At 57.6% G+C, this 19,450-nt stretch carries 14 protein-coding genes; 2 read left to right on the top strand and 12 right to left on the bottom strand.

What is annotated here, in order from left to right:
- Positions 1–43 precede the first annotated feature (43 nt).
- The 5 genes from M3I56_RS18550 to M3I56_RS18530 form a co-directional block, all read right to left on the bottom strand.
- On the bottom strand, positions 44–721 hold the full coding sequence (locus M3I56_RS18550) for a TetR/AcrR family transcriptional regulator (protein WP_254355286.1): 678 nt from the start codon (positions 719–721) through the stop codon (positions 44–46).
- Positions 722–730: 9 nt separating this feature from the next.
- Positions 731–1,420 carry a hypothetical protein gene (locus M3I56_RS18545; protein WP_254355223.1) on the bottom strand — a complete coding sequence of 230 codons (690 nt, stop codon included), beginning with the start codon at positions 1,418–1,420 and terminating at the stop codon, positions 731–733.
- 127 nt (positions 1,421–1,547) lie between these two features.
- Entirely contained in the window at positions 1,548–2,696 is a 1,149-nt protein-coding gene (locus tag M3I56_RS18540) for an MFS transporter (RefSeq protein WP_254343600.1), read from the bottom strand.
- A gap of 576 nt (positions 2,697–3,272) precedes the next feature.
- Positions 3,273–4,151 (bottom strand): phytanoyl-CoA dioxygenase family protein, encoded by an 879-nt coding sequence (locus M3I56_RS18535; protein WP_254355222.1) that lies wholly within the window; start codon positions 4,149–4,151, stop codon positions 3,273–3,275.
- A 21-nt stretch (positions 4,152–4,172) separates the two neighbouring features.
- A complete protein-coding gene (locus M3I56_RS18530) occupies positions 4,173–5,030 on the bottom strand; it encodes an NAD(P)-dependent oxidoreductase (RefSeq protein WP_254355221.1) in 858 nt (285 codons plus the stop codon).
- 863 nt (positions 5,031–5,893) lie between these two features.
- Between M3I56_RS18530 and M3I56_RS18525 the strand changes: the two genes are divergently transcribed.
- On the top strand, positions 5,894–6,520 hold the full coding sequence (locus M3I56_RS18525) for a TetR/AcrR family transcriptional regulator (RefSeq protein WP_254355220.1): 627 nt from the start codon (positions 5,894–5,896) through the stop codon (positions 6,518–6,520).
- 543 nt (positions 6,521–7,063) lie between these two features.
- Here M3I56_RS18525 and M3I56_RS18520 read toward each other — a convergent pair.
- The 7 genes from M3I56_RS18520 to M3I56_RS18490 all read right to left on the bottom strand — a co-directional run bounded on the left by M3I56_RS18520 (position 7,064) and on the right by M3I56_RS18490 (position 17,400).
- Positions 7,064–8,677: a methyl-accepting chemotaxis protein gene (locus tag M3I56_RS18520; protein WP_254355219.1), complete on the bottom strand. Its 1,614-nt coding sequence runs from the start codon at positions 8,675–8,677 to the stop codon at positions 7,064–7,066.
- A 261-nt stretch (positions 8,678–8,938) separates the two neighbouring features.
- Positions 8,939–9,367: a DUF4148 domain-containing protein gene (locus tag M3I56_RS18515; RefSeq protein ID WP_254355218.1), complete on the bottom strand. Its 429-nt coding sequence runs from the start codon at positions 9,365–9,367 to the stop codon at positions 8,939–8,941.
- Between the two features lie 56 nt (positions 9,368–9,423).
- A complete protein-coding gene (locus tag M3I56_RS18510; RefSeq protein WP_254355217.1) occupies positions 9,424–10,398 on the bottom strand; it encodes a YCF48-related protein in 975 nt (324 codons plus the stop codon).
- 17 nt (positions 10,399–10,415) lie between these two features.
- Positions 10,416–12,776, bottom strand: a complete 2,361-nt coding sequence (locus tag M3I56_RS18505; RefSeq protein ID WP_254355216.1) for an efflux RND transporter permease subunit — start codon at positions 12,774–12,776, stop codon at positions 10,416–10,418.
- A 44-nt stretch (positions 12,777–12,820) separates the two neighbouring features.
- The gene (locus M3I56_RS18500) at positions 12,821–14,650 is read right to left on the bottom strand and encodes a DUF1302 domain-containing protein (RefSeq protein WP_254355215.1); all 1,830 of its coding nucleotides are present in this window, start codon (positions 14,648–14,650) and stop codon (positions 12,821–12,823) included.
- 75 nt (positions 14,651–14,725) lie between these two features.
- Positions 14,726–16,090, bottom strand: coding sequence for a DUF1329 domain-containing protein (locus M3I56_RS18495; protein ID WP_254355285.1), 1,365 nt, complete (start codon positions 16,088–16,090; stop codon positions 14,726–14,728).
- 329 nt (positions 16,091–16,419) lie between these two features.
- Positions 16,420–17,400 (bottom strand): aminotransferase class IV, encoded by a 981-nt coding sequence (locus M3I56_RS18490; RefSeq protein WP_254355214.1) that lies wholly within the window; start codon positions 17,398–17,400, stop codon positions 16,420–16,422.
- A 556-nt stretch (positions 17,401–17,956) separates the two neighbouring features.
- Here M3I56_RS18490 and M3I56_RS18485 point away from each other — a divergent pair.
- On the top strand, positions 17,957–19,417 hold the full coding sequence (locus M3I56_RS18485) for an aldehyde dehydrogenase family protein (RefSeq protein WP_254355213.1): 1,461 nt from the start codon (positions 17,957–17,959) through the stop codon (positions 19,415–19,417).
- Positions 19,418–19,450 lie beyond the last annotated feature (33 nt).

Genomic DNA, 19,450 nt, shown 5'->3' with positions numbered 1-19,450 from the left:
TGACTTCGATTTCCGCACAATTTTCCGATTTAGGGGGCAACTCTCAGGGCATAGCGGCAACTGTGAGGATCACCCTCACGGCTTCATCCTCGATACCTTTGATATCCGACGGGAAGCGGTTGCGCTGAGGAATCAACACAAGCAGCCCCTCGATTTGCCCCGTTATGAGCGCGGCGCGGTGCGCCAGTACGCTCGGCGACAACTGCGGGTTCACAGCAGCGACGAATTCGCCGATCATGCCGCGCTGGAACAGATACGCGTCTTCCATGATCTTGCGCGCGAATTCCTGCATTTGGGCGAGCGCCCAAAAATTGACAAAGAGGCTTTGGGTGCGTGGTTGTTTGCCGTCTTCGATGAGCAAGCGGACAAGCTTCTCCAGCCGTTGCGCGGGCGTGAGCGACGCGTCGGTGCGAAGAATGTTGTCGTAGTTTCTCGAATACTCCGCGGTGGTCTCCGTAATGATCGCCGCAAAGAGGTCTTCGCGTGTGGGAAAGTAGTGCTGCAGATTCGATAACGCCAGTCCCGCACTGGCTGCGACCTTTCGCATGCTGAGCCCGCCGTAACCTTCCGCCGCAAAAATCTCGATGGCGCTCGCAAGGATGCGCGCAACGGTGTTGCGGCCGCGGCTCGTCAACGTACGCGCCGTATCGCCGGTTGGTGGCTCCCAAGACGCGTCCCGGCGGCCATTTTTCGAGACACTTTTGTCTGTCATCGGTTTCACGGCCAGCAATCACTGCGGATTTCGTTCGAGAGCGCCAATGGTATAACCTCGATTGAGGTTCATTTCCTTTTCCTGCGCGCGCTCCAATGCACGATAGGCGTAATACAGCGAAACAGACATGTAAGACCAGGAAAGCAACGCGAATATATAAAAAATCGTGTGATCGTCGTCGCCAGGTATATGGTAGAAGTCATAGGTGCTCGCAATAACCTGCGTGGATATCATCGCCAGGACAACGCGCACAGCGTTACGTTTCTCTCCAACGCTCAGCAACCTCTTGACAACGTAGACGAGGTAAACCGAGAACAAGGACCACGTCACCAGATAGAAATAGGGTTTAGGTTCAACCATAAAACCTGCTGTCCACACCATAAGGGTTCCCGCCAGTGCGCCCACCATATACACCACATCAGCGACAATCGATGGTTTATGGCGATGCGTAACAGCCATCATGCCAACGACGGTGATAACTGGTACACCGAAGCCTCTGGAGAATGCATCGCAAAATAGGGAAATACTGTAAAAGACGCGCCCTCCTGTTAAGGCATTGATCATTAAATTCGTTGCCGAGAACGTCGTAATCAGCCACTCGAACCCGAGGAGGCAGTTTCGCCTCTTAAAAAACTTCACGCCATAGACAAGGGAAGTCGCTATCAGCGCAAGATCAGCAAGGCAAAAAAGATAAAATTTCAATTCCATGATAAATTCCAATGACCATTATGATATTAACTATTACGCTTGCCCACGTTAGCGCCAATTTTGCCTCACCATCTCGACGCGAGATGGTGATACCGATATATGTCGGGTTCGTACTTCGCCTCACGCGTCAAGCGATAGCTGCTCGGGAATGTTTCGACGTGAACTGTCGGATCGCAACGCTGGTCAGAAAGATCGGCGCCACAAGCAACCCGACGGAAAGCCAGCCAACCGCGTGCAAACCAGCAAAGCTGAACACTGTGCCCGCAATTGCAGGGCCGACCGCCAAGCCAAGATTGATTGCTGACGCACAGGTCGCAGTGCTTCGCCCGCTGGAATCCATGTGAGCGAGTGCCGCAAACATATAGGGGCCGACCATAGTCGCACCGGCACTGATGAGGGCGGTTGACACGAGAAATGCCCACTTGCCGCCCACGCAATACATTCCCAAGCTACATACGATCAGCAGGACGAGTCCAAAAGCGATCGGCTTGAACAAACCACAACGATCACCTAGCCAGGTGACCGCTACCCCCACTGGCAATTGGGCGGCAGCATTTACCATGAACAGAATGCCGAGTTGGTCTGCTTCAACGCCCCGAGTTGCGGCAACCTCTGCGGCGAAACCGAAGAGTGCCGTCTGCGAAACGTAGAGGAGAAATGCGCTCGCCAGAATCCCTCGGACCGCATTGGATTTGATGGCATCCCTCGCGACACCTTCCTCGTTTGCATTGATGGCCGGATGCATAAATGCGCCGAGAAATAGAGCCATCGCGAGAATTCCGAGCTGAACTACATTCACCCCCATATCGCCGATCTTCACATTTACGATTGGCACAATATACATCGCGAAGGAAAATATTATGGCCATCGACTGTGCTACCTGAGCCGTCACTTTCTCGGGGTGTTTAACGTGTGCAATTACCCCGTACGCGCAAACGCAGCTGACGCCCAAAGCGATTCCGAAAATTAATTTCGCAGCGACAAATATATAAAAATTATTTGAAAACATCGCGCAAGTTGACGCAATAGCAACCGCAGCGGCAATAACCGCGCCCGATCTCTTGTTCAGCGTCGCCAAGCGCCGCCCCGAAATGATGATGGAAAGGGCAAGGCAGAGAAGTACTGCGGACGCAAGCCACCCAGCACAACTTTCGGATAGCCGGAACCGGGCCATTGACTCTTCAATGTTGAATGGAAGCAAGTAGGTTGGCGTCCAGACCACAGCCCCAGTATAAAGCAGAGCGATTTTCCGGATTCCCTTAATTTCATAATTCACGATCTACTCCTTGTCGTTTACACGAATGCGAAATCGCGCCGAGGCGTAGAAATCGCCGTCTTATCTGCATCCGTACCTGCATTGATTCAAAGAATTATTAAAGCGATCGAAAAATCGTTACTCCAAACTTGCCCGCCCTGACAGTTGAAATATCAGTGAATCTTTCAATTCTCAACCAACCAATATCGACACCGATATGGGATTAGATGATACGTAGAAAACGCCATTCCGAATCCTGAATGACTATATTCATTAACTTCAACAAACTGTTGAAAGCACATCTCAGGTGAGCGGGGAATAGTCACCTCATGGACGCGTATGTTCAGAATGACGTCACGCACCCTTCCATTCTCCTTCCAGTAAGGCCCCCGTAACCCGAGATTGCCTGTGGTGCAAGCACGCCATCAAACGTAGCGACGTGCAGGACCGACAGCCACCCCGACTAGCGAGCCTGAGCACAGCCGCGCACCTGTCGACCGACTCCAGTAATGGTCACGACCGAGCACAACGCCTTTAGGTGGTGAGCGCCCATTGCCACCTAAAAGCAGGCTAATACCCCACCACCCATGGCGTCCGTCAATCGAAATGTCCGACCTCGAGAAAATCATTCATTTTCAGCAGTTCATTCGGGTCCGACATTTGTCCATCACGCTCAACAAAGCCTGCAAAAGTGGTTCCGTACGTCCAACCGAGCAATCGCTGCAACTCTTCCGGGAAGCTCTTCACACGTTCAATGGGCAACGTGAGGTATTGATTCTCTTCCTGTCGGAGGATTGCCAAATCATAAGACATCGTCAGACCGGTTCTCGGTGCATCGCTAGTGTTCTTCCCGCCGCCATGATAAGTGGAGCCAATGAAGAAAAGAGCGTCGCCCGCGGCCATCACTGCGGGAATGGCTTCCTCTTGCCTGGGCATGCGCTCGTCATCCCACTTGTGGCTACCAGGGATGACAACGGTGGCTCCGTTTTCCTCTGTAAAATCAGATACCGCAACCATGACCTGAAACCTGGCCTCACGCCCATAGCTCGGATGGCGCCAAAGCCACACGGAGTCGTCACGATGCAAGGGCTGAAGACCTTGACCCGGTCGGATCTGAATGGCTTGCGTAACACCCACCTGAATATCGGGAGCCAAATCGATCTGGTTCTCGCCGCTCCAGATCTTGATCGGCGTTTGCAGAATACTGCGCGCCGCGCCCAGATAGAGCGGATGCAGAGCGACCTCGGCCATCCAGTCAGTACGCACGAAGAGGCGCGACATTCGCCGCGTCTGCGTACCCGCGAAATACTCATCTACTCCGTTAGGAGCCGACTCAAGCATGTCAAAGAGCGTATTTCTGATACGCGCGAGCAAGTCGGCGCCGAGAAAGTTTTTAACGATTGCGCCACCATCCTGCCTGACTGCTTCTACCAGTTCATCAGGATTACTGTTAATTGAAAGATGCTGCAGTGACATGACGACTCCTCAAAAGAGCTGTTAATGATTAAATAACGCAGCGAATCCTCGGTCACCACCACCCAGTTCGATGGACGACAGAATTCGCTCGCGTAGCGCCTTCAGAATTCGCGGCGATTGCCCGATATCTTCCTGCGCCTGCTGGAAAATCCCGGTAGCCCGGGCATAGACGCGTAGGTTGGCGCCCCCAGCCTGATAATCTGAAGTTGCGACGGACTCGAACAAACCTTCGATGAATTTGCTCTGACCTGCGATATAGGTCGGAATTAAGTCGCGTAGTTCGTCGACTGAAACGCCTGAGTTGACTACGAACCGGAGCCCCTCCAGGAAGGCTGCTCCAGCACCAAAAACGAATGTCCCCGTCAGTCCGATATCGAGCACATTCGGAACGTCGGATCTTGCACCGATGTACGTGGATTGCGGCGCGATTTTCCGGAGAATGGGTTCAGCGTCGAGCCAGATCTTCTCATCGCCACCAAAAAGGATCATTGCATTCTCGGTGCCAATATCGGGTGGGAAGCACTGAATTGTCCCGCTGACAAATTTTGCTCCACCATCACTCACGATTTGATCCAGCGTCTGGACCTCGGACGGTCGCCCCGTAGCAAGATTTACAACTGTTCTGCCGTTCAGGCGCTCGCCCAACTCCTTGAATTCTGCTGCGAGATCAATCGGCGTCCCTGTAACCACGATGATTACGTCCGCCTGACCACCGGCTGCCGTGGCACTATCAGCAACTCTGGCTCCCAACTCCTGCATGCGTTGCGATTTTTCCGGTTTTCTGTTCCAGACGACGACTTCCGCACCATCTTCAATCAGGCAGGCGGCAATTGCAGACCCCATAGCCCCTAATCCCAAGACAGCAATCGCTTTTTTCATTCGCGTACCCTTATCGTTGCCCACATTACCTGCAGATATCTTTCGCTATATTTCACCCGACTAAATCTCATGACTTGGTCATTTGACTATCAAGCAAACGGTGTGCCAGCCGATTCCACGTGTTCGCCTTCCCTCTGCATTGCGGCGAATGCGCCCTCCTGTAGCGGGGCGCGCGCCCCGTAGCGGGGAATCGACTGCACCAACTGATGCTCAAGTGTCAAGTAGTGGTGCAGGCAAACGAACCTGATCAATTGACCATGTAGCTACAGCCCAGAGTTTATGCCTCAAAAACACATTGGGAATACGGAGTTTCCATTAGCCTCATGATGAGGGCTCCCACACCAAGGCAACTGCACCAATTTCAAAGGGAGCATGTGATGGTCCTTTCACGCTCCCACGTTAAGTCGTCGCATCTGCGCTCCGTCTGGGGAAAGAACATCAAAACGGGAAGCTGAATGACACGTGACAGACAGAAACCGTTCGATGTGCCGGCCCGACGACCCATGAATGAATCCACCCGTGGTTCGCGAAGCATGCTGCCACGTCGCGTCGACTTCGTGGCGTTTGCGTAGGCACAGCGACGCACCGGTGGCCGCAGCTTTGGCGCCGTGATGAAATGGTTTCGACCGGTTGCATTGTGATCCGCCGACCAGTTCCCGCACGCGGCGCGCAACTCCGCGGGCATTCCCGGCAAATTTCTGCCAACTGCATTTCTCTCGCCGCCATAGCGTCGCAACATGCCTGCAGCGCAATCCCATGCGTTGACTGCGAAATGCCGTCCATCGTCATGTTAATATCGAGGCATTCGATTACCCTGCCCGGGTACCTCCTTTAAACGAAGACATGAAACGGAGCTCTAGCCTATGCTGAGAGTACGGGCTGAAGTCCGCCGCCAGGACCTCGTAGCGGCCACGGTCGCGGTTATTGCAGAACACGGTGTGAAGGGAGCCACGACCCGTCGCATCGCCGAGGCTGCGGGCTGTCCGCTGGCTTCCCTGCATTACGTTTTTCACTCGAAAGACGAGCTATTGTTGGCTGTCTATGAAACCTTGATCGATTCGATCCGCTCCGATAGCCCGGACGCTCCAGAACACGGGACCCTGTCCGATCTGGCGGACTTCAACCTGCGCGCGGCAATGGCCTGGTTCGCGGCAAACCCGACATACGCGAAGACCCAGTCAGAATTGTATACGTGGGCGCTCAGACATCAGCCCGATATGGCCATTAGTGCCTTTCGTATATCCCTGGAAGGTACCCGCACCAACCTGGCCGCTGCCGAGCCTCGTGCGGATGCCAAAGCCCTGGATGCCATCGCGCGGCTGATCATTATTCTGATCGACGGGCTCCTTTTCTCGTGGTTTGCCCAGGAAGATCCCAAACGTCTGGCCGCTGATATCGACCACGCCAGCAGGATGTTGGCTTCCTATGCGTCGGCGCTTTCAATCTCTAACCCTACCGTCAAGACCACCCGCAAGTTAGTACGGAAGTAGCAAGCTGCTGCGGCTACTTCGAGGCGCTGAACCTCACTGGGGCAACGTCCGCAGCGTCTCCTCATAATATCCGCGCCGTTCGGGGCGTATCACGTTTGCGACTTCGTGCCATGCGCCGCCCCTCCTGCAAGCATCTGCTCAAAGATGCCCTGAGGGATGATTACTCGTGCCCAACCGCGACAGGCGGCGCTTAGGGCGCTACTCAACGCTTAGGCTCGCTAGCAAACCGGTTCTACAAAACCGCGACCCGATACCGCTGGAATCGCGTCAAGCACCGCCCGAATCTATCGGGCGATCCAAGTCAACCGCGTACGCGAGGTCGACGCGTTTGCTACGGCGCGCGAATACCCCACACGGGCAACGCTGATCGGAACGCAAACCGACAGTGTCGCGAGCTTGATGTTCGGTCCGCAGGCACAGTCGCAGAGCATCGATCTCGTGTTCGAATTGATGAAAGCGACGGCGATCCTCATTGCGCAGGAAACCATCGAACCGGGTAGCCCGGTGTGACGCCGGGCATCCTCGTCAGAGTACTCCCGGGTATTAGTGCGCACTCGATCCGGTGAGCAGGTCAGCCATCGCGTGGCCTCCCACCCTCGGTTTGGCTTGCGCATTCGCGAGTTTGAAGACCGACACCGCATCATTCAACACCCGCGCCTGATCTTTGAGGGCCTGCGCCTCTTGCGCGGCCTGTTCCACCAATACGGCGTTCTGTTGCGTCACCTCATCCATTTGAACTATCGCTTGATTGACTTGTTCGATCCCGCGCGTCTGCTCTTCCGAGGCCTGCGCAATTTCACCAACGATCGACGAGACCTGCTCGATCGCGAGTTTGACCTCGCCTATCGTTTCCCGCGCATGCGTCGCCTGCTTCGCGCCGTCTTGAATCATCGCCACTGACGAGCCGATCAACTCCTTGATTTCCTTCGCTGCGTCGGCGGAACGTTGAGCCAGACTGCGAACTTCACTCGCGACCACGGCGAACCCGCGGCCTTGTTCGCCGGCGCGCGCCGCCTCGACTGCAGCATTCAGCGCGAGGATGTTCGTCTGAAATGCGATGCCTTCGATGACGGTCGTAATGTCGGTAATCTTGTTCGAACTCCCGCTGATTTCCTCGATCGTGCCGACCATGTGTCGCACCGCCTCGTTACCTGCATCGGCCATGCTCGTGGCGCGAGTGGCCAGCACGTTGGCCTCTCGCGCGCTATCGGCATTGTGCTTCACCGTCTCCGTCAATTGCGTCATGCTCGTCGCGGTTTCCTCGATCGATGTCGCCTGCTTCTCGGTTCGGGCCGACAAATCCGTATTGCCGATGGCGATTTCTCGCGATGCCACGGCCACCGATTCGGCGATGTCCTTGATGCCGCGCACCGTGTCGCTCAGTTGGTAGCTCATCCGATTCAGCGCTTCGAGCAAATTGCCGAATTCGTCGCGTGCCTGCGTCGAGATTTCATTCTCCAGGTTGCCGTCGGCGATTCGATTCGCCACCAATAAGGCCTTGCCGAGTGGCTGCGATATCGCGCGCGTCAGATAGATCGAAACACCGGCCGTCAGTGCAATGCCGAGAACCACCAGCGCGATCGCGATCCATAACACGCTTTGATAGGTCGACCCACTGTCCACCACGAACTGCTTGGCCCGTGCCAGATGCAACGCGGCGTCCTCAGCCAATACGCCCGTCAACTGTGTTCCGATCGGAACGAGTTTTTTGATGATGGGAATAGCGACTTCATCGTTGCCGGTGTTCAAGGCGTCGATGGCGTCGTCGGTGACATGCGTAAATTGCGGAAGCAAATCTCGGATCTTTATCGCAAGATCTCGCTCCCTGCCACTACGGATTCCCATTCCGTAGTAGCTATTCCATGCTTCGGCGATACGCGCCTGATCGGCACGAATCGCTTCAATGGCATCGCGCGTGACGGCAGGCTCAACGAACATTTCGATCCGAGCGATCTGAAGCGTGAGATCCGATTGCGCTGCTCGCACTTCTGACAACTCATTGATCGGGACCACATGCCCCGAGAAGGCGTCGTTCAGATTCGCATTCAGCGTGTAAAGCCCATAGAGCCCGAACAACCCGATCGAGGAGATAAGAATCACGCCGACGCTCGAGCCAAACGCGACTTTCAACTTGATGCTCTTAGCAATATTTTTCACTTCGGTCCCAGTTGAGACTCGCTAACCAAACCTGTCATCCGAGAGCGAATGGGTAAACGTCTGATGTTGGATGACAAGATAGAGAACCGGTGAAGAATTGTGGAAGAGCTCCCGCCTTTAAAGGCATCGCTTCCTCGACAGCAATTTCATCGCACGCGTTCATCGACATCTTCGCGTTGGCGATAACAACACCCATACCATCCCCCTCGCACCGCCCCTTCATTTTCGCACCCACAACCCGATTCGTCGCCACCAGAACTTTTATCTGAATTCCTGGTTAAATCCTCGCGATTTGCTTACGCTCGTCGCCGGAATGGTCCCTTCTTCCTTCCACACCTGTTCCAGAAGCAAATAATTCTCCCGATTGCGTGTCCGCGTCGCGGCGCTGGGAGGATAGTCAACCCAGCGCAGCGGAAGCATTCCCTCCTCTCCGGCCTGCAGGAGATCGGCACGGACTTGCGCCCGAGTCTTGCCCGGCACCGGTCCGACGTTCGCAGCCACGCGCCCGTCCACGCGAGCCGTTTCAATCTGCGCGCCCGGGTCGACCGGCCCTGCACTCGATACCTGCACGGAATGCAGAGTCGACTGCTCCGGGGGAAGATCATCACCGGCCTGCGCTTGGGCTGCAACCGCGACGGAAATCAGCAGAGTCGCGAGAGCTGCCCGGCTCACTATGGCATTAGCATTCATGTCGTATTCCTATTTTATAAATTGGCTAATTCGGGCGTCCTGCATGTAACGCGTTATCACTTCGCTCCGGGAGCGTCGAGCACTCCATCCTGCGAAAACAATACCGGCTCGCCGGCGCCATTGAACAGCGCGGCGGTCAGCGTCGCGCGATCTTCGCGCTGATGGACCTCGAACGACGTGCCGCCCTCGCGTTGCCGGAACACGAGGCCATCGAGCCCGACGCCCACCAGTCCGTTTTTAGTCGCCACGAGATCGGTAATCGAGCTCTTCGTGCCGGCGTTCAGCGCCGTCCACGTCGCCCCGCCGTCGCCGCTCTGGTACAGGCTACCGAGCAGCCCGCCCACGACGATCCGCCCGTCAGGCAGCGCCACGCCCGTCCACAGCGTGCCCTTGCCGCCCGTCGCCTGATAGTTCCAGGTCGCGCCGCCATCCGTGGACTTAAGCACCATGCCCTGCTCCGAATCGATATAGAGCGCGCCCTGACGGTCCTGAAAGATGTGATACAGGTTGCGGTCCGCCCGGCCGGCACCCGGCGGCTTGGGCACCGTCACTTTCGCCCAGGTCTTGCCGCCGTCGTGCGTGGCGAGCATCAGCGACCACAGGCCCACTGCAATGCCGTCCTGCGAGTTGGTGAAAAGCACGGAGAATAGCGGCTGGTCCACTGAAAGGTCCATGCGCTGCTTTCGCCAGGTCTCGCCGCCGTCGTTTGTCGCCAGAATCACGCCCCACTGGCCAACCGCCCAGCCGTGCCGCGCATCCGTGAAAGTAACCGCCGAAAGCGTTGCCGAAACCGGCACCTCATTGGACTGACGCCACGTTTTTCCTTCATCATCCGAAAGAATGATGACGCCGTGTTCACCCACCGCGACGATGCGCGAACCAGCGCGCGTGGCGTCCATCAACATCATGTGCGACGGCGCAGTCCACGCGTGCGCGGATTTGTCCGCCCAATCCGCCACCGCGCCCTGCGGCTGCGCGAAGGCCGCCGCACTCACGCACAACGCCGCGCAGGCAACAAGCATCTTGATCATGGTTTGGTCTCCAGATATCAGTGGCTGAACAAGCCCGGTGCGCGCGCCGGCTTGCGGCGCGGAAACCACCGTTCCAGCACCGAGGCCAGTGCGGGCAGCGCCGTCATCGCCATCAGCAGGTTCACGAGGAACATGAACGCCAGCAGTTTGCCCATGTCAGCCTGGAACTTCAGCGCCGAAAAGCTCCATGTCGCCACTCCGATCGCCAGCGTGATCGCGGTAAAGATCGTGGCCACGCCCACTTCCAGCATCGCGTGCTGCACCGCCTTGACGATGTTCTGGCCGCCCGCCAGATGCACCTGCAGCCGGTTGTAGATATAGAACGCGTAGTCCACGCCTATGCCCACGGCCAGCACCATCACTGGCAGCGTCGCCACCGTGAGACCGATCTGCAGTTCCTTCATGAACCAGTAACCGATGAAGGTGGCCACCGAGAGCGGCAGGCAGCAAGCCAGCATCGCGCGCCAATCGCGGTAGGCGAGGAACACGAGGATCAGGATCGCCGCATAGACGTACAGCATCATGGGCAGTTCGCTCACTGCGACTTCCTCGTTGGTCGCGGCGAGCACGCCCGCATTGCCCGCCGCGAGCCGCACCGTAATGCCTGGAAACGGATGCGATGCGCGATATGCCTTCACGTCGTCGAGAATCCGGCTGATCGTCGTCGCCTTGTGGTCGGTGAGGAACAGATGCACGGCCGTCATGCCGCAGTCCGCTTTCATGAAACCCTTCACCCGGCCCGCGTCCACCGACACTGCGCCGTAGTTCTCGGGGTCGATCGGCACCACGTTCATCTTCGGGTAATCCTCGTTGTAGCCCTGGTTGTAGCGGCGCAGCAGCGCCGAGTACGACTGCGCTGACACCACGCCGGGCTCGGTGCGCATCGTGCTCGTGAAGTCGTCCTCGTACAGGCCGACCGCCGGGTTATCACACGCCTTGCCCGTCGACTCGATCACTACCGTGAGCCAGTCGAGGCCGATGTCGTAGCTGCTTGCGATCGAGGTGGCGTCACGGTTGAAACGCGCGTCCGCGCGCAGTTCGGGCGCACCAGGCTGCAGCGTGCCGATCACGCGGTCGCGGCTTTGCCACGCGGCCAGTGCGAACACCACCAGCGTCAGCGCCACGGTCACGCCCGCATAACGCGGCTGGGCGATGCGTGCGAGCCCACGAAGCCACGCCGAGCGCCGCTCGCTGCGTTTGAGCGCGCTATCGGCATAGCGCTTCGTGAAGTTGAAGCACGAGGCCGCTACCGGCAGCAGCACCAGATTGGTCACGATCTTGTAGGCAACGCCGAGTGAAGCCGTGATGGCGAGTTCGCGCACCATCGGAATCGGAATCAGCAGCAGCGTGATGAACGACACGAATGCCGTCACGAGCGCCAGTACACCCGGAATCAGCAGACCGCTGAAGCTGTGGCGCGCGGCGTCGAACGAACTGTTGCCGTGCGCGATCTCACGCACGATGAAGTTGACCTGCTGCACGCCATGCGAGACGCCAATCGCGAAGACCAGGAATGGCACAAGTACCGCGAGTGGGTCCAGGCCGAAGCCCAGCAGCTTGAGCGTGCCGAACTGCCAGACGAGCGACGTGAGCGAGCACGAAATGAGCAGCACCGTGAAGCGCACCGAATGGCAGTACCAGTAGACCGCGAGCGCCGTGAGCAGCAGCGCGATGCCGCAGAAGCCGAGCACGGCGGTTGCGCCATCGGCGATATCACCGATCTGCTTGGCGAAGCCGATGATCTGGATTTCATAGCCCGCGTCTTCGAACGGCTCGCGGATCTGCGCTTCGAGCAGGTGGTTGAACGCCACGTAATCGAGCACCTTGCCGTTACGGTCACGCTCGTTGAGCTCGGCCGTAATCATGGCGCTGTCTTCGTTATGCGAAACGAGCGTGCCGACATAGCCGCCGAGCGTAGTCGCGCGGCGAATCTTCGCGACAACGCCTGGCCTGAGCTGATCGGGCGTGATCGTGCCGGAGATGATCGGCTCGGCGCGGAAGCCCTCGTCGGTGATCTCGTTCACGTAAGCGTTCGGTGTCCACAGCGACTGCACGCCAATGCGGTCCACGTTCGGCAGGTACGCGACGGCCTGGGTCACCTTGTACAGCCGCGTGAGTCCCTCCTTCGTCCAGATCGAGCCCTTCCGTGCGTGCACGACTACAGTGATGCGGTTCGCGCCCAGCAGGTCGGAACGGTACTTCTGGAAGGTCTGAATGTACTCGTGACCGATCGGCATCTGCTTCTCGAAGCCCGCATCCATGCGCAGCTGCACAGCAAAAAACGCCATGACTGCGGTGAACAGGCCGATGCTCACGAGCACGGCCATGCGGCGAGCGAAGAACGCCCTTTCCAGTGTTTTCACCAAACGATTTAACACGGCATTTTCCCTTCAGATGATTCAATGGCGTACGGAACCGGCCATCAGAAGTTCCGGGTGACGAACATCCCGACGAAGTTGCGGTCCGCGTAGGGATTACCCACGGTGTTGTGCCCACCCCAGAACAGCGTGTAGTTGATACCCGCCTGCCAGACGGTCGGGTTCTGGTTGAACAGCACATAGAGATTCAGCGACTTTGCGCCCTGCAGGTAGTTCGCAGTGAGCGTGGGCGTGTAGCCGTACAGGCTATCGGCGAACGTGATACCCGGTGTTACCTGCCAGCCGTGAATCAACGTGCCGTCATAGGTCCAGTTGAAGTCGACCGTGGCGCCAACCGAACTCGACGTGCCCTGCGCCATGCCGATGGGATAACCCAGGCTCGAGCCATTGTTCAGCCAGGGCAGGTAACCGGCTTGAGGCACCTGCGTGACCGCCTGACCGTTGACGTTACGTGTGACGCCGCTCGAACTCAGGCCCGGGTAGTAGATCCAGGTAAGCTCCCACGTCAGCGTCGCCGCGTCCGCGCCAATCAGCTTCAGGAACGGATACTCACTGCGCGTAAGCGCCAGCAACCCGTTGATGTCGTACTGGAACTTCTTCATGTCGGCCCACTGCTGGCAATTCACCCCGGCTACACCGTTGGTGTTCAGATCGAGTGGACCGCCCGCGCCATAGCACCCCGACAGCGCCACGGCATCGTGCGGCCGGTACGAAAGCTCGGTGCCGATCGCCCAGTTGCCGATGCCGAAGTTCGCGCTGGCGCCTAAGAGCTGGCGGTTCTGCAGATACGACCATTGCAGCGTCCCGTTGGCCAACGAAGAAAGCACGGGCGACTTGTCGGTATAGTTTACGTAGTAGATCGCGAAGTTCGCGTCGAAGGAACGAGGCGAATAGTTCAACTTCAGGCCGAACTGCGGCTTGTACTTCGATGGTGCCTGCCAGTTGACAGGAAGGCCAATGACGTTGTCCGGGGGCCCGGCGAAATCGCCGTTGACGAGACCCGTGTAGATGCCGTTGAGCGTGTTCTGGTTGCCGCTGGCAGGCCCCGCGATCGTACCCGCGCTGGGGCCGGACACGTTGAGGTTGTTCGTGCTTACCGTATACGGGGTCGTCCCGCGGCCCAGGCTGTTGGACAGGGACCAGTACGACCCTACCGGTGGATAGCGATTGCCGTTCCACCAGAACTGATAGTAATCCTCAGTACTAAATCCATGGGAAAGATCGGCGGCGAAGCTGATCATCGGCGCGGGCAGCAGCGCCTGCTTTAGCTGCGAGCCAGGAATCAGCAGTTTCTGGACATCGAGCGAGTTAGTGGCATTGATGCCGCCCTGCGCGAACATACTCTCGCCCCAGTTGATCACCTGGTTGCCCAGGCGAACGTGGGCATTCTGGCCGTTGATTGTGAAGTCCTTCTCGCCCCAGAGGTCGAGCAGCTGCACGTCGTAGACCACCTGTGCCGACGCGGTGCTCGACAACGGTGTGCGGTTTGTGTCGCCGGCAAGGAAGTCGTACATACCCGTGCCGCGGATCATGAACTTGAGCCCTTCGCTTGGCATCTTGAAGAGCAGTTCGCTCGTCGCGCTGATGTAGGTGCTGAAGGGCTGACCTTTGCGGTAGTTCAGATTGCCGTCGTCGGCGGCGCCCCATTGGTTGGTGTTGGCTGCCGCGCCGCAACCGAATGAATTCGGGTCGCCCGTAAGCGAGCAGCTTGGGTTTTTTGTGCGGATACCGCCGCCCGCCGTGAGGTTGGTGACCCACGAACCCGAGAGATCGTTCAGGCCCGTCGTGAACTCATAGCCGTACGCAGTCGTTGCGGCCGTGCCGAACATGGCCAGCGACGCCGCAACATATATCCCGATGTTTTTCGTTTTCATTCATCTCCCCTGCTGACACTCACAGTGCCGACGCGCACCACCGATGCACGTCGGTCCCCGCATTTGCGCCGAACCTCAGCGCTCGCTCACCGATCTCAGAGACTCGGCCGTGAAAAAGTCCGTCTTGAAACGTGGATCATTAATATGCTCGTACCAGCGGATGTCCTTGCCTTGACCGATTGAGGAGGCGTCGAACACGTAGCGTCCGTTGTTGAGGTCATACTGCACGAACGGCTCGTTGTCGCAGGCGCCGCCAAGCTCCCAAACCGGAATCGGGTAGCTCTCACGTACCTTCCAGAGTTTGCCCTGCGCGTCATAGTCCTCGCCGACGAGTGCAAGCCAGCTGTCCTCGTCCAGATACAAGATCTTTTTAGAATCGACGTGGCGCGCCGTAGGCTTGAGCGTTGCTTCGACCACCCAGACGCGGTGCACCTCATATCGACGATGATCGGACGCGATGCCGCTGGGCGTGGCGACGTCGTGCAGCTTGTCCTTGAAGGTGTACATGCCGAAATCGTCATACGGGACGATCATTTCCTTCTTGCCTATGAGCTTCCAGTTGAAGCGGTCGATGGAACCGTTGAACATGTTGGCTTCATCGATCAGATACTGGTTTTCGTAGCCGATCAGCGGCGCGTCGTGTGTATAGGCCGGCATGCGTCGCACACGCCGCTGTCCGGGGAAGTAGTAGTAGGTCTCCGAGTCCTTGTCGAAGTACTGTCGCTGCACGAACGCCTGTCCGGCCAGTGCAGCGGGTGAGTCAACCTCGAAATAGGCGCCCTGGCTAAACTGGTCGACGTCCTGCGGCGCGGTCTTGCCATCTTTGCCCGCCGGGAAATAGAAGACCTGCGGGCCGACGCTGTCGATCCAGTCGTTACCGCCCGGGCGTGGGGAGATGGCCGTGACGCCCGGCGCCCACTCCACGCCTTCGCCCCGGTAGCGCGTTTCGTAGTTCAGGATCGCCTCGGCGCCATTCTTCGGCTGCGGAAATGCCACACCCGGTAATGTCGCGGTCTGAATCGTCTCGCCATTCGAAGCCAGCTTCGCTGTCGTGAGATTCGCTGTCGAATTCTGCTCCGCGGATTCCGGCAACTGGCATTCGCGGTGGGACGGATAGACCTCCATGCGGTAGCCCTTCAGTTGCTTGATGAGCTGGATCTGCCCCGGCGACAGTTTGTCGGCGTATTTGTCGACGCTTGCCGCATCGATCGTGTACAACGGCTTCTCGTTCTTGTGCTTCCAGAAGTCGCCCCGGACCTTGCCCCATTCCCAGCCTGAAGGCGTAGCTTCCCGCCCGGCCAAAACCGGCACGAGACCGTCCTTACTGGCCGCGCGCTCGGCTCCTGACGGCGTGAGGTCTTCCGCCATGGCTGCAGTTCCAGTCAAAAGACATACTACGGCCGCGATCACGGACACGGCTCTGATATTCCTCTGCTTCATCACAGTTCTCCTCTCGATTCCTTCCGCTTAGCGGCTCGAATGTCCGGCCGCACGAAGTGCGATGTCGCCGATTGCGGGTTCAACGTAGGTCATCGCCACTCCGCGCCAGACTCTTGCAACGATCTGGATTCCTAACCAGATGCGGTTAGACAACGAACCGATCGTCGTTATAACCTGGAAGCTAGTATTGTCCGGTACTTTGATGGAGGGCCGGACGAACTATCAATCCCTTCACGATTGCTAGAGCTATCGTGAGCGCCCCAAAACCGGGTATAAAAAATCTGACCGGGGCGGCTTTGCACATGCATCACTCATGATGGGCTCCCGGCTTATGCCGGGACAGACGCGAGATATTCAGCTGGCTGCGAGTGCCACCCTGCCCAGCGCTTCTCCCAGTAGAGGTTATGGATCTTCTCGGAGATCGGGCCGGCGCCGTTGTGGTCACCAAGGCGCTGGCTATCCACGGAGCTGATGGGCATGATTCCGCCTGCAGACGAGGACGTGAATGCTTCGTCGGCCTGGCGCAGTTGGGTCGCCGTGTATTTGCCGATGTTCACCTTGATGCCGAGTTCGGCGGCGATATCGAAGACACTCTGGCGCGTGATACCGAGCAGGCAGCCTTCAGCAGGGGTATAGAGTTCGCCGTTCTTGACGAAAAATACGTTCGCACCGGCGGCTTCGGTCAGGTTGTCGTTTTCGTCGACGAGAATCGCCCAGTCCTTCTCTTGTTGCATCGCCTCGAAGAGAGCGAGCTTCATATCCATCCAATGGAAGTTCTTGGCCGTGGGATCCACAGCCTTTGCAGAAATCCGGTTGTACCGCTTGCTGATCAGCAAGTTCGAGCCTCGCGTGCGGACCTCGTCGTCCGCCTGGAAGAAGAACGGCACGGCAAAGGCAAACATCGCATTCTTCATCGCGCTGCGATCGCGACGGTCGACGCTCAGGGGGCCGCGCGTGACGCACCACCAGACGTACGCATCCTTCAGGCCAGCGTTTCGCACGAGATTTTGGAGAATTTCCTTAACCTGGTCGCGATTGAACGGATTCTCGAGGAAGAACTTCGCCGACGACTCTTCCATGCGGGTGAGGTGATCGTCGAGCCGGAAGAAGTTGCCTCGTGAGACGGTAACAACATCGTAGGCAGCATCGGCATGCAAGAATCCCGCGTCAACTAGCGGGACGGTTGCTTCGGTGATGGGAACATAGTTGCCGTCGCAGAAAGCACTGCCATCTTCGTAGCGGGACTCATGTGGGGCGCGAGCATGCAGCGGGTGCTCTTGCATGATCTGCTGTACTTGAATGATTGCCATGGTAATTACCTTTCGCTCCCGAAGGAGAGTTGTCGTTCGACGTTCAAATCTAAAAGCGACCGGATCGCGGTTCGCCACTTTGCGGATTGCGTACTTCCTTGGCCATCCGGCGCGAAGTCTACTACGTGACTTGATCAAATGACCGTGTAGTAGAAGGTATTGCTCGCAAAATTCCTTGTCGATGAAGGTTAACCCTCTGTGATGCTTACCTGGGTTCTCAAGCAGTGAGTGGATTTGAACTCACCGCCCCCGTAAGTGGATGTTCTTGCCGATAGGGCACACCGTTCTGCTCAAGAAAAGTGACCTCGGTTTGTCGCAAGCTTTGGCAGGAAGCCAGCTCGTCACCTCGTCGTCCGATTGCATTGGCTGCGGGCCTTTTTTCAGCAGCATTACTGTTGGTTTCCTGGAAAGCATCGTTCTTCGAAGTACTAGTGGTCAATACTGATTATTACTAAGTCGTGCGACTTGGCCAAATGATCACAAAAGGCGATAGCATGGATGCTCCTGGGCGGTTCTGAAGATTCGCCCGTGAGGCCAATTAACATGGAGCAAGCTGATGCCAATTTTTGAAGAAGACCATCTACGCCGAGCGTTCATAGGCGGACGATGGGTGGAGCCGGCGAACGGTGGCATTGAGCACGAAATCATCAATCCGGCGACCGGCGAGGTCTCTGGGGTGTTGCTGTTCTCTGACGAAGTGGATGTGAATCTGGCTGCGAAGGCAGCTAGTGACGCCTTCGCGGCATTTTCGAGCACGTCCCTGGTTGAGCGACTTAAAATGCTCGAGAGCGTGATTGGTGCATACACAGAGCGGTTGCAGGACATGGCGGACGCAATCACTCTGGAGATGGGCGCACCCATGGATGCCATTTCTCGACCACTTCAGGCGGCGCTGGGACTCTGGCACCTCCATACGACCCTGGAAGTTGCAAAGCAGTACCCGTTCGAACGAGCCCAAGGCACTTCGCGGATCGTGAAGGAGCCAGTGGGTGTTTGCGGGTTGATTACGCCATGGAACTGGCCAATGAACCAGGTCATGTGCAAGGTTGCACCGGCTCTGATTGCGGGCTGCGCAATTGTGTTGAAGCCCAGTCAGAATGCACCGTACTCGGCAATTGTTCTCGCCGAGATCCTTGAGAAGGCAGGCGTACCTCCCGGTGTATTCAATCTCGTACAGGGCTCCGGACAGCGCCTGGGCAAGGCCATCGCTTCCAGCCCGCTCATTGACATGGTGTCGCTTACGGGGTCAACGAGCGCTGGTGTGGAGGTCGCTCAGGCAGCGGCGACGACGATCAAGAGGGTGACGCTAGAGCTGGGTGGAAAGTCGGCGAACATCATTCTGGATAGCGAAAACTTTCAGCAAGCAGTCACGCATGGGGTGCTCCAGATGATGGCCAATTCCGGTCAGACGTGCACGGCGCCATCGCGAATGCTGGTGCCAGAGCATCGGCTTGAGGAAGCAGAAGCGATTGCAGCAGCCGCGTGCGGGCAGGTAGTAGTCGGCGACCCGCGCGATCCCAGCACAACAATGGGACCAATGGCGAACCACCGCCAACATCAAAAGGTGCAGGAAATGATTCGGGTTGGAATTGAGGAGGGTGCAGTGCTCATCTCGGGCGGCCCCGGCAATCCTTCTGGGCTTGAGAGAGGTTACTACGTAAAGCCGACGATCTTCAGCCGCGCGAACAATCGCATGAAAATAGCAACCGAGGAGATTTTCGGCCCCGTATTGGTAACCATCCCCTATAAAGATGAAGCAGACGCTATCGCCATCGCCAACGACTCGCCGTACGGATTGTCCGGCTACGTTTATGGAGACTCGATCGAACAAGCGGAGCGTGTCGCGAGAAAGTTGCGGACCGGAATGGTCCATTTGAACGGTGCGCCAGTTGACATCGCGGCACCATTCGGTGGTTACAAGCAGTCCGGAAATGGACGGGAATGGGGCTACGCCGGCATCGAGGAGTTCCTGGAGACGAAGTCTATGTTCGGCGCGGCGCCGGGCGCCATCAGCTAGCTAGAATCGACGCTGGGTGTCTCTCTCTGGAGG

This window comes from Paraburkholderia sp. CNPSo 3281 (assembly GCF_024206515.1).
In the GTDB taxonomy this organism is placed as follows: domain Bacteria; phylum Pseudomonadota; class Gammaproteobacteria; order Burkholderiales; family Burkholderiaceae; genus Paraburkholderia; species Paraburkholderia nodosa.
Note: the sequence above shows the minus strand (reverse complement) of the source record. Positions and strands in the feature narration are given on the sequence as shown.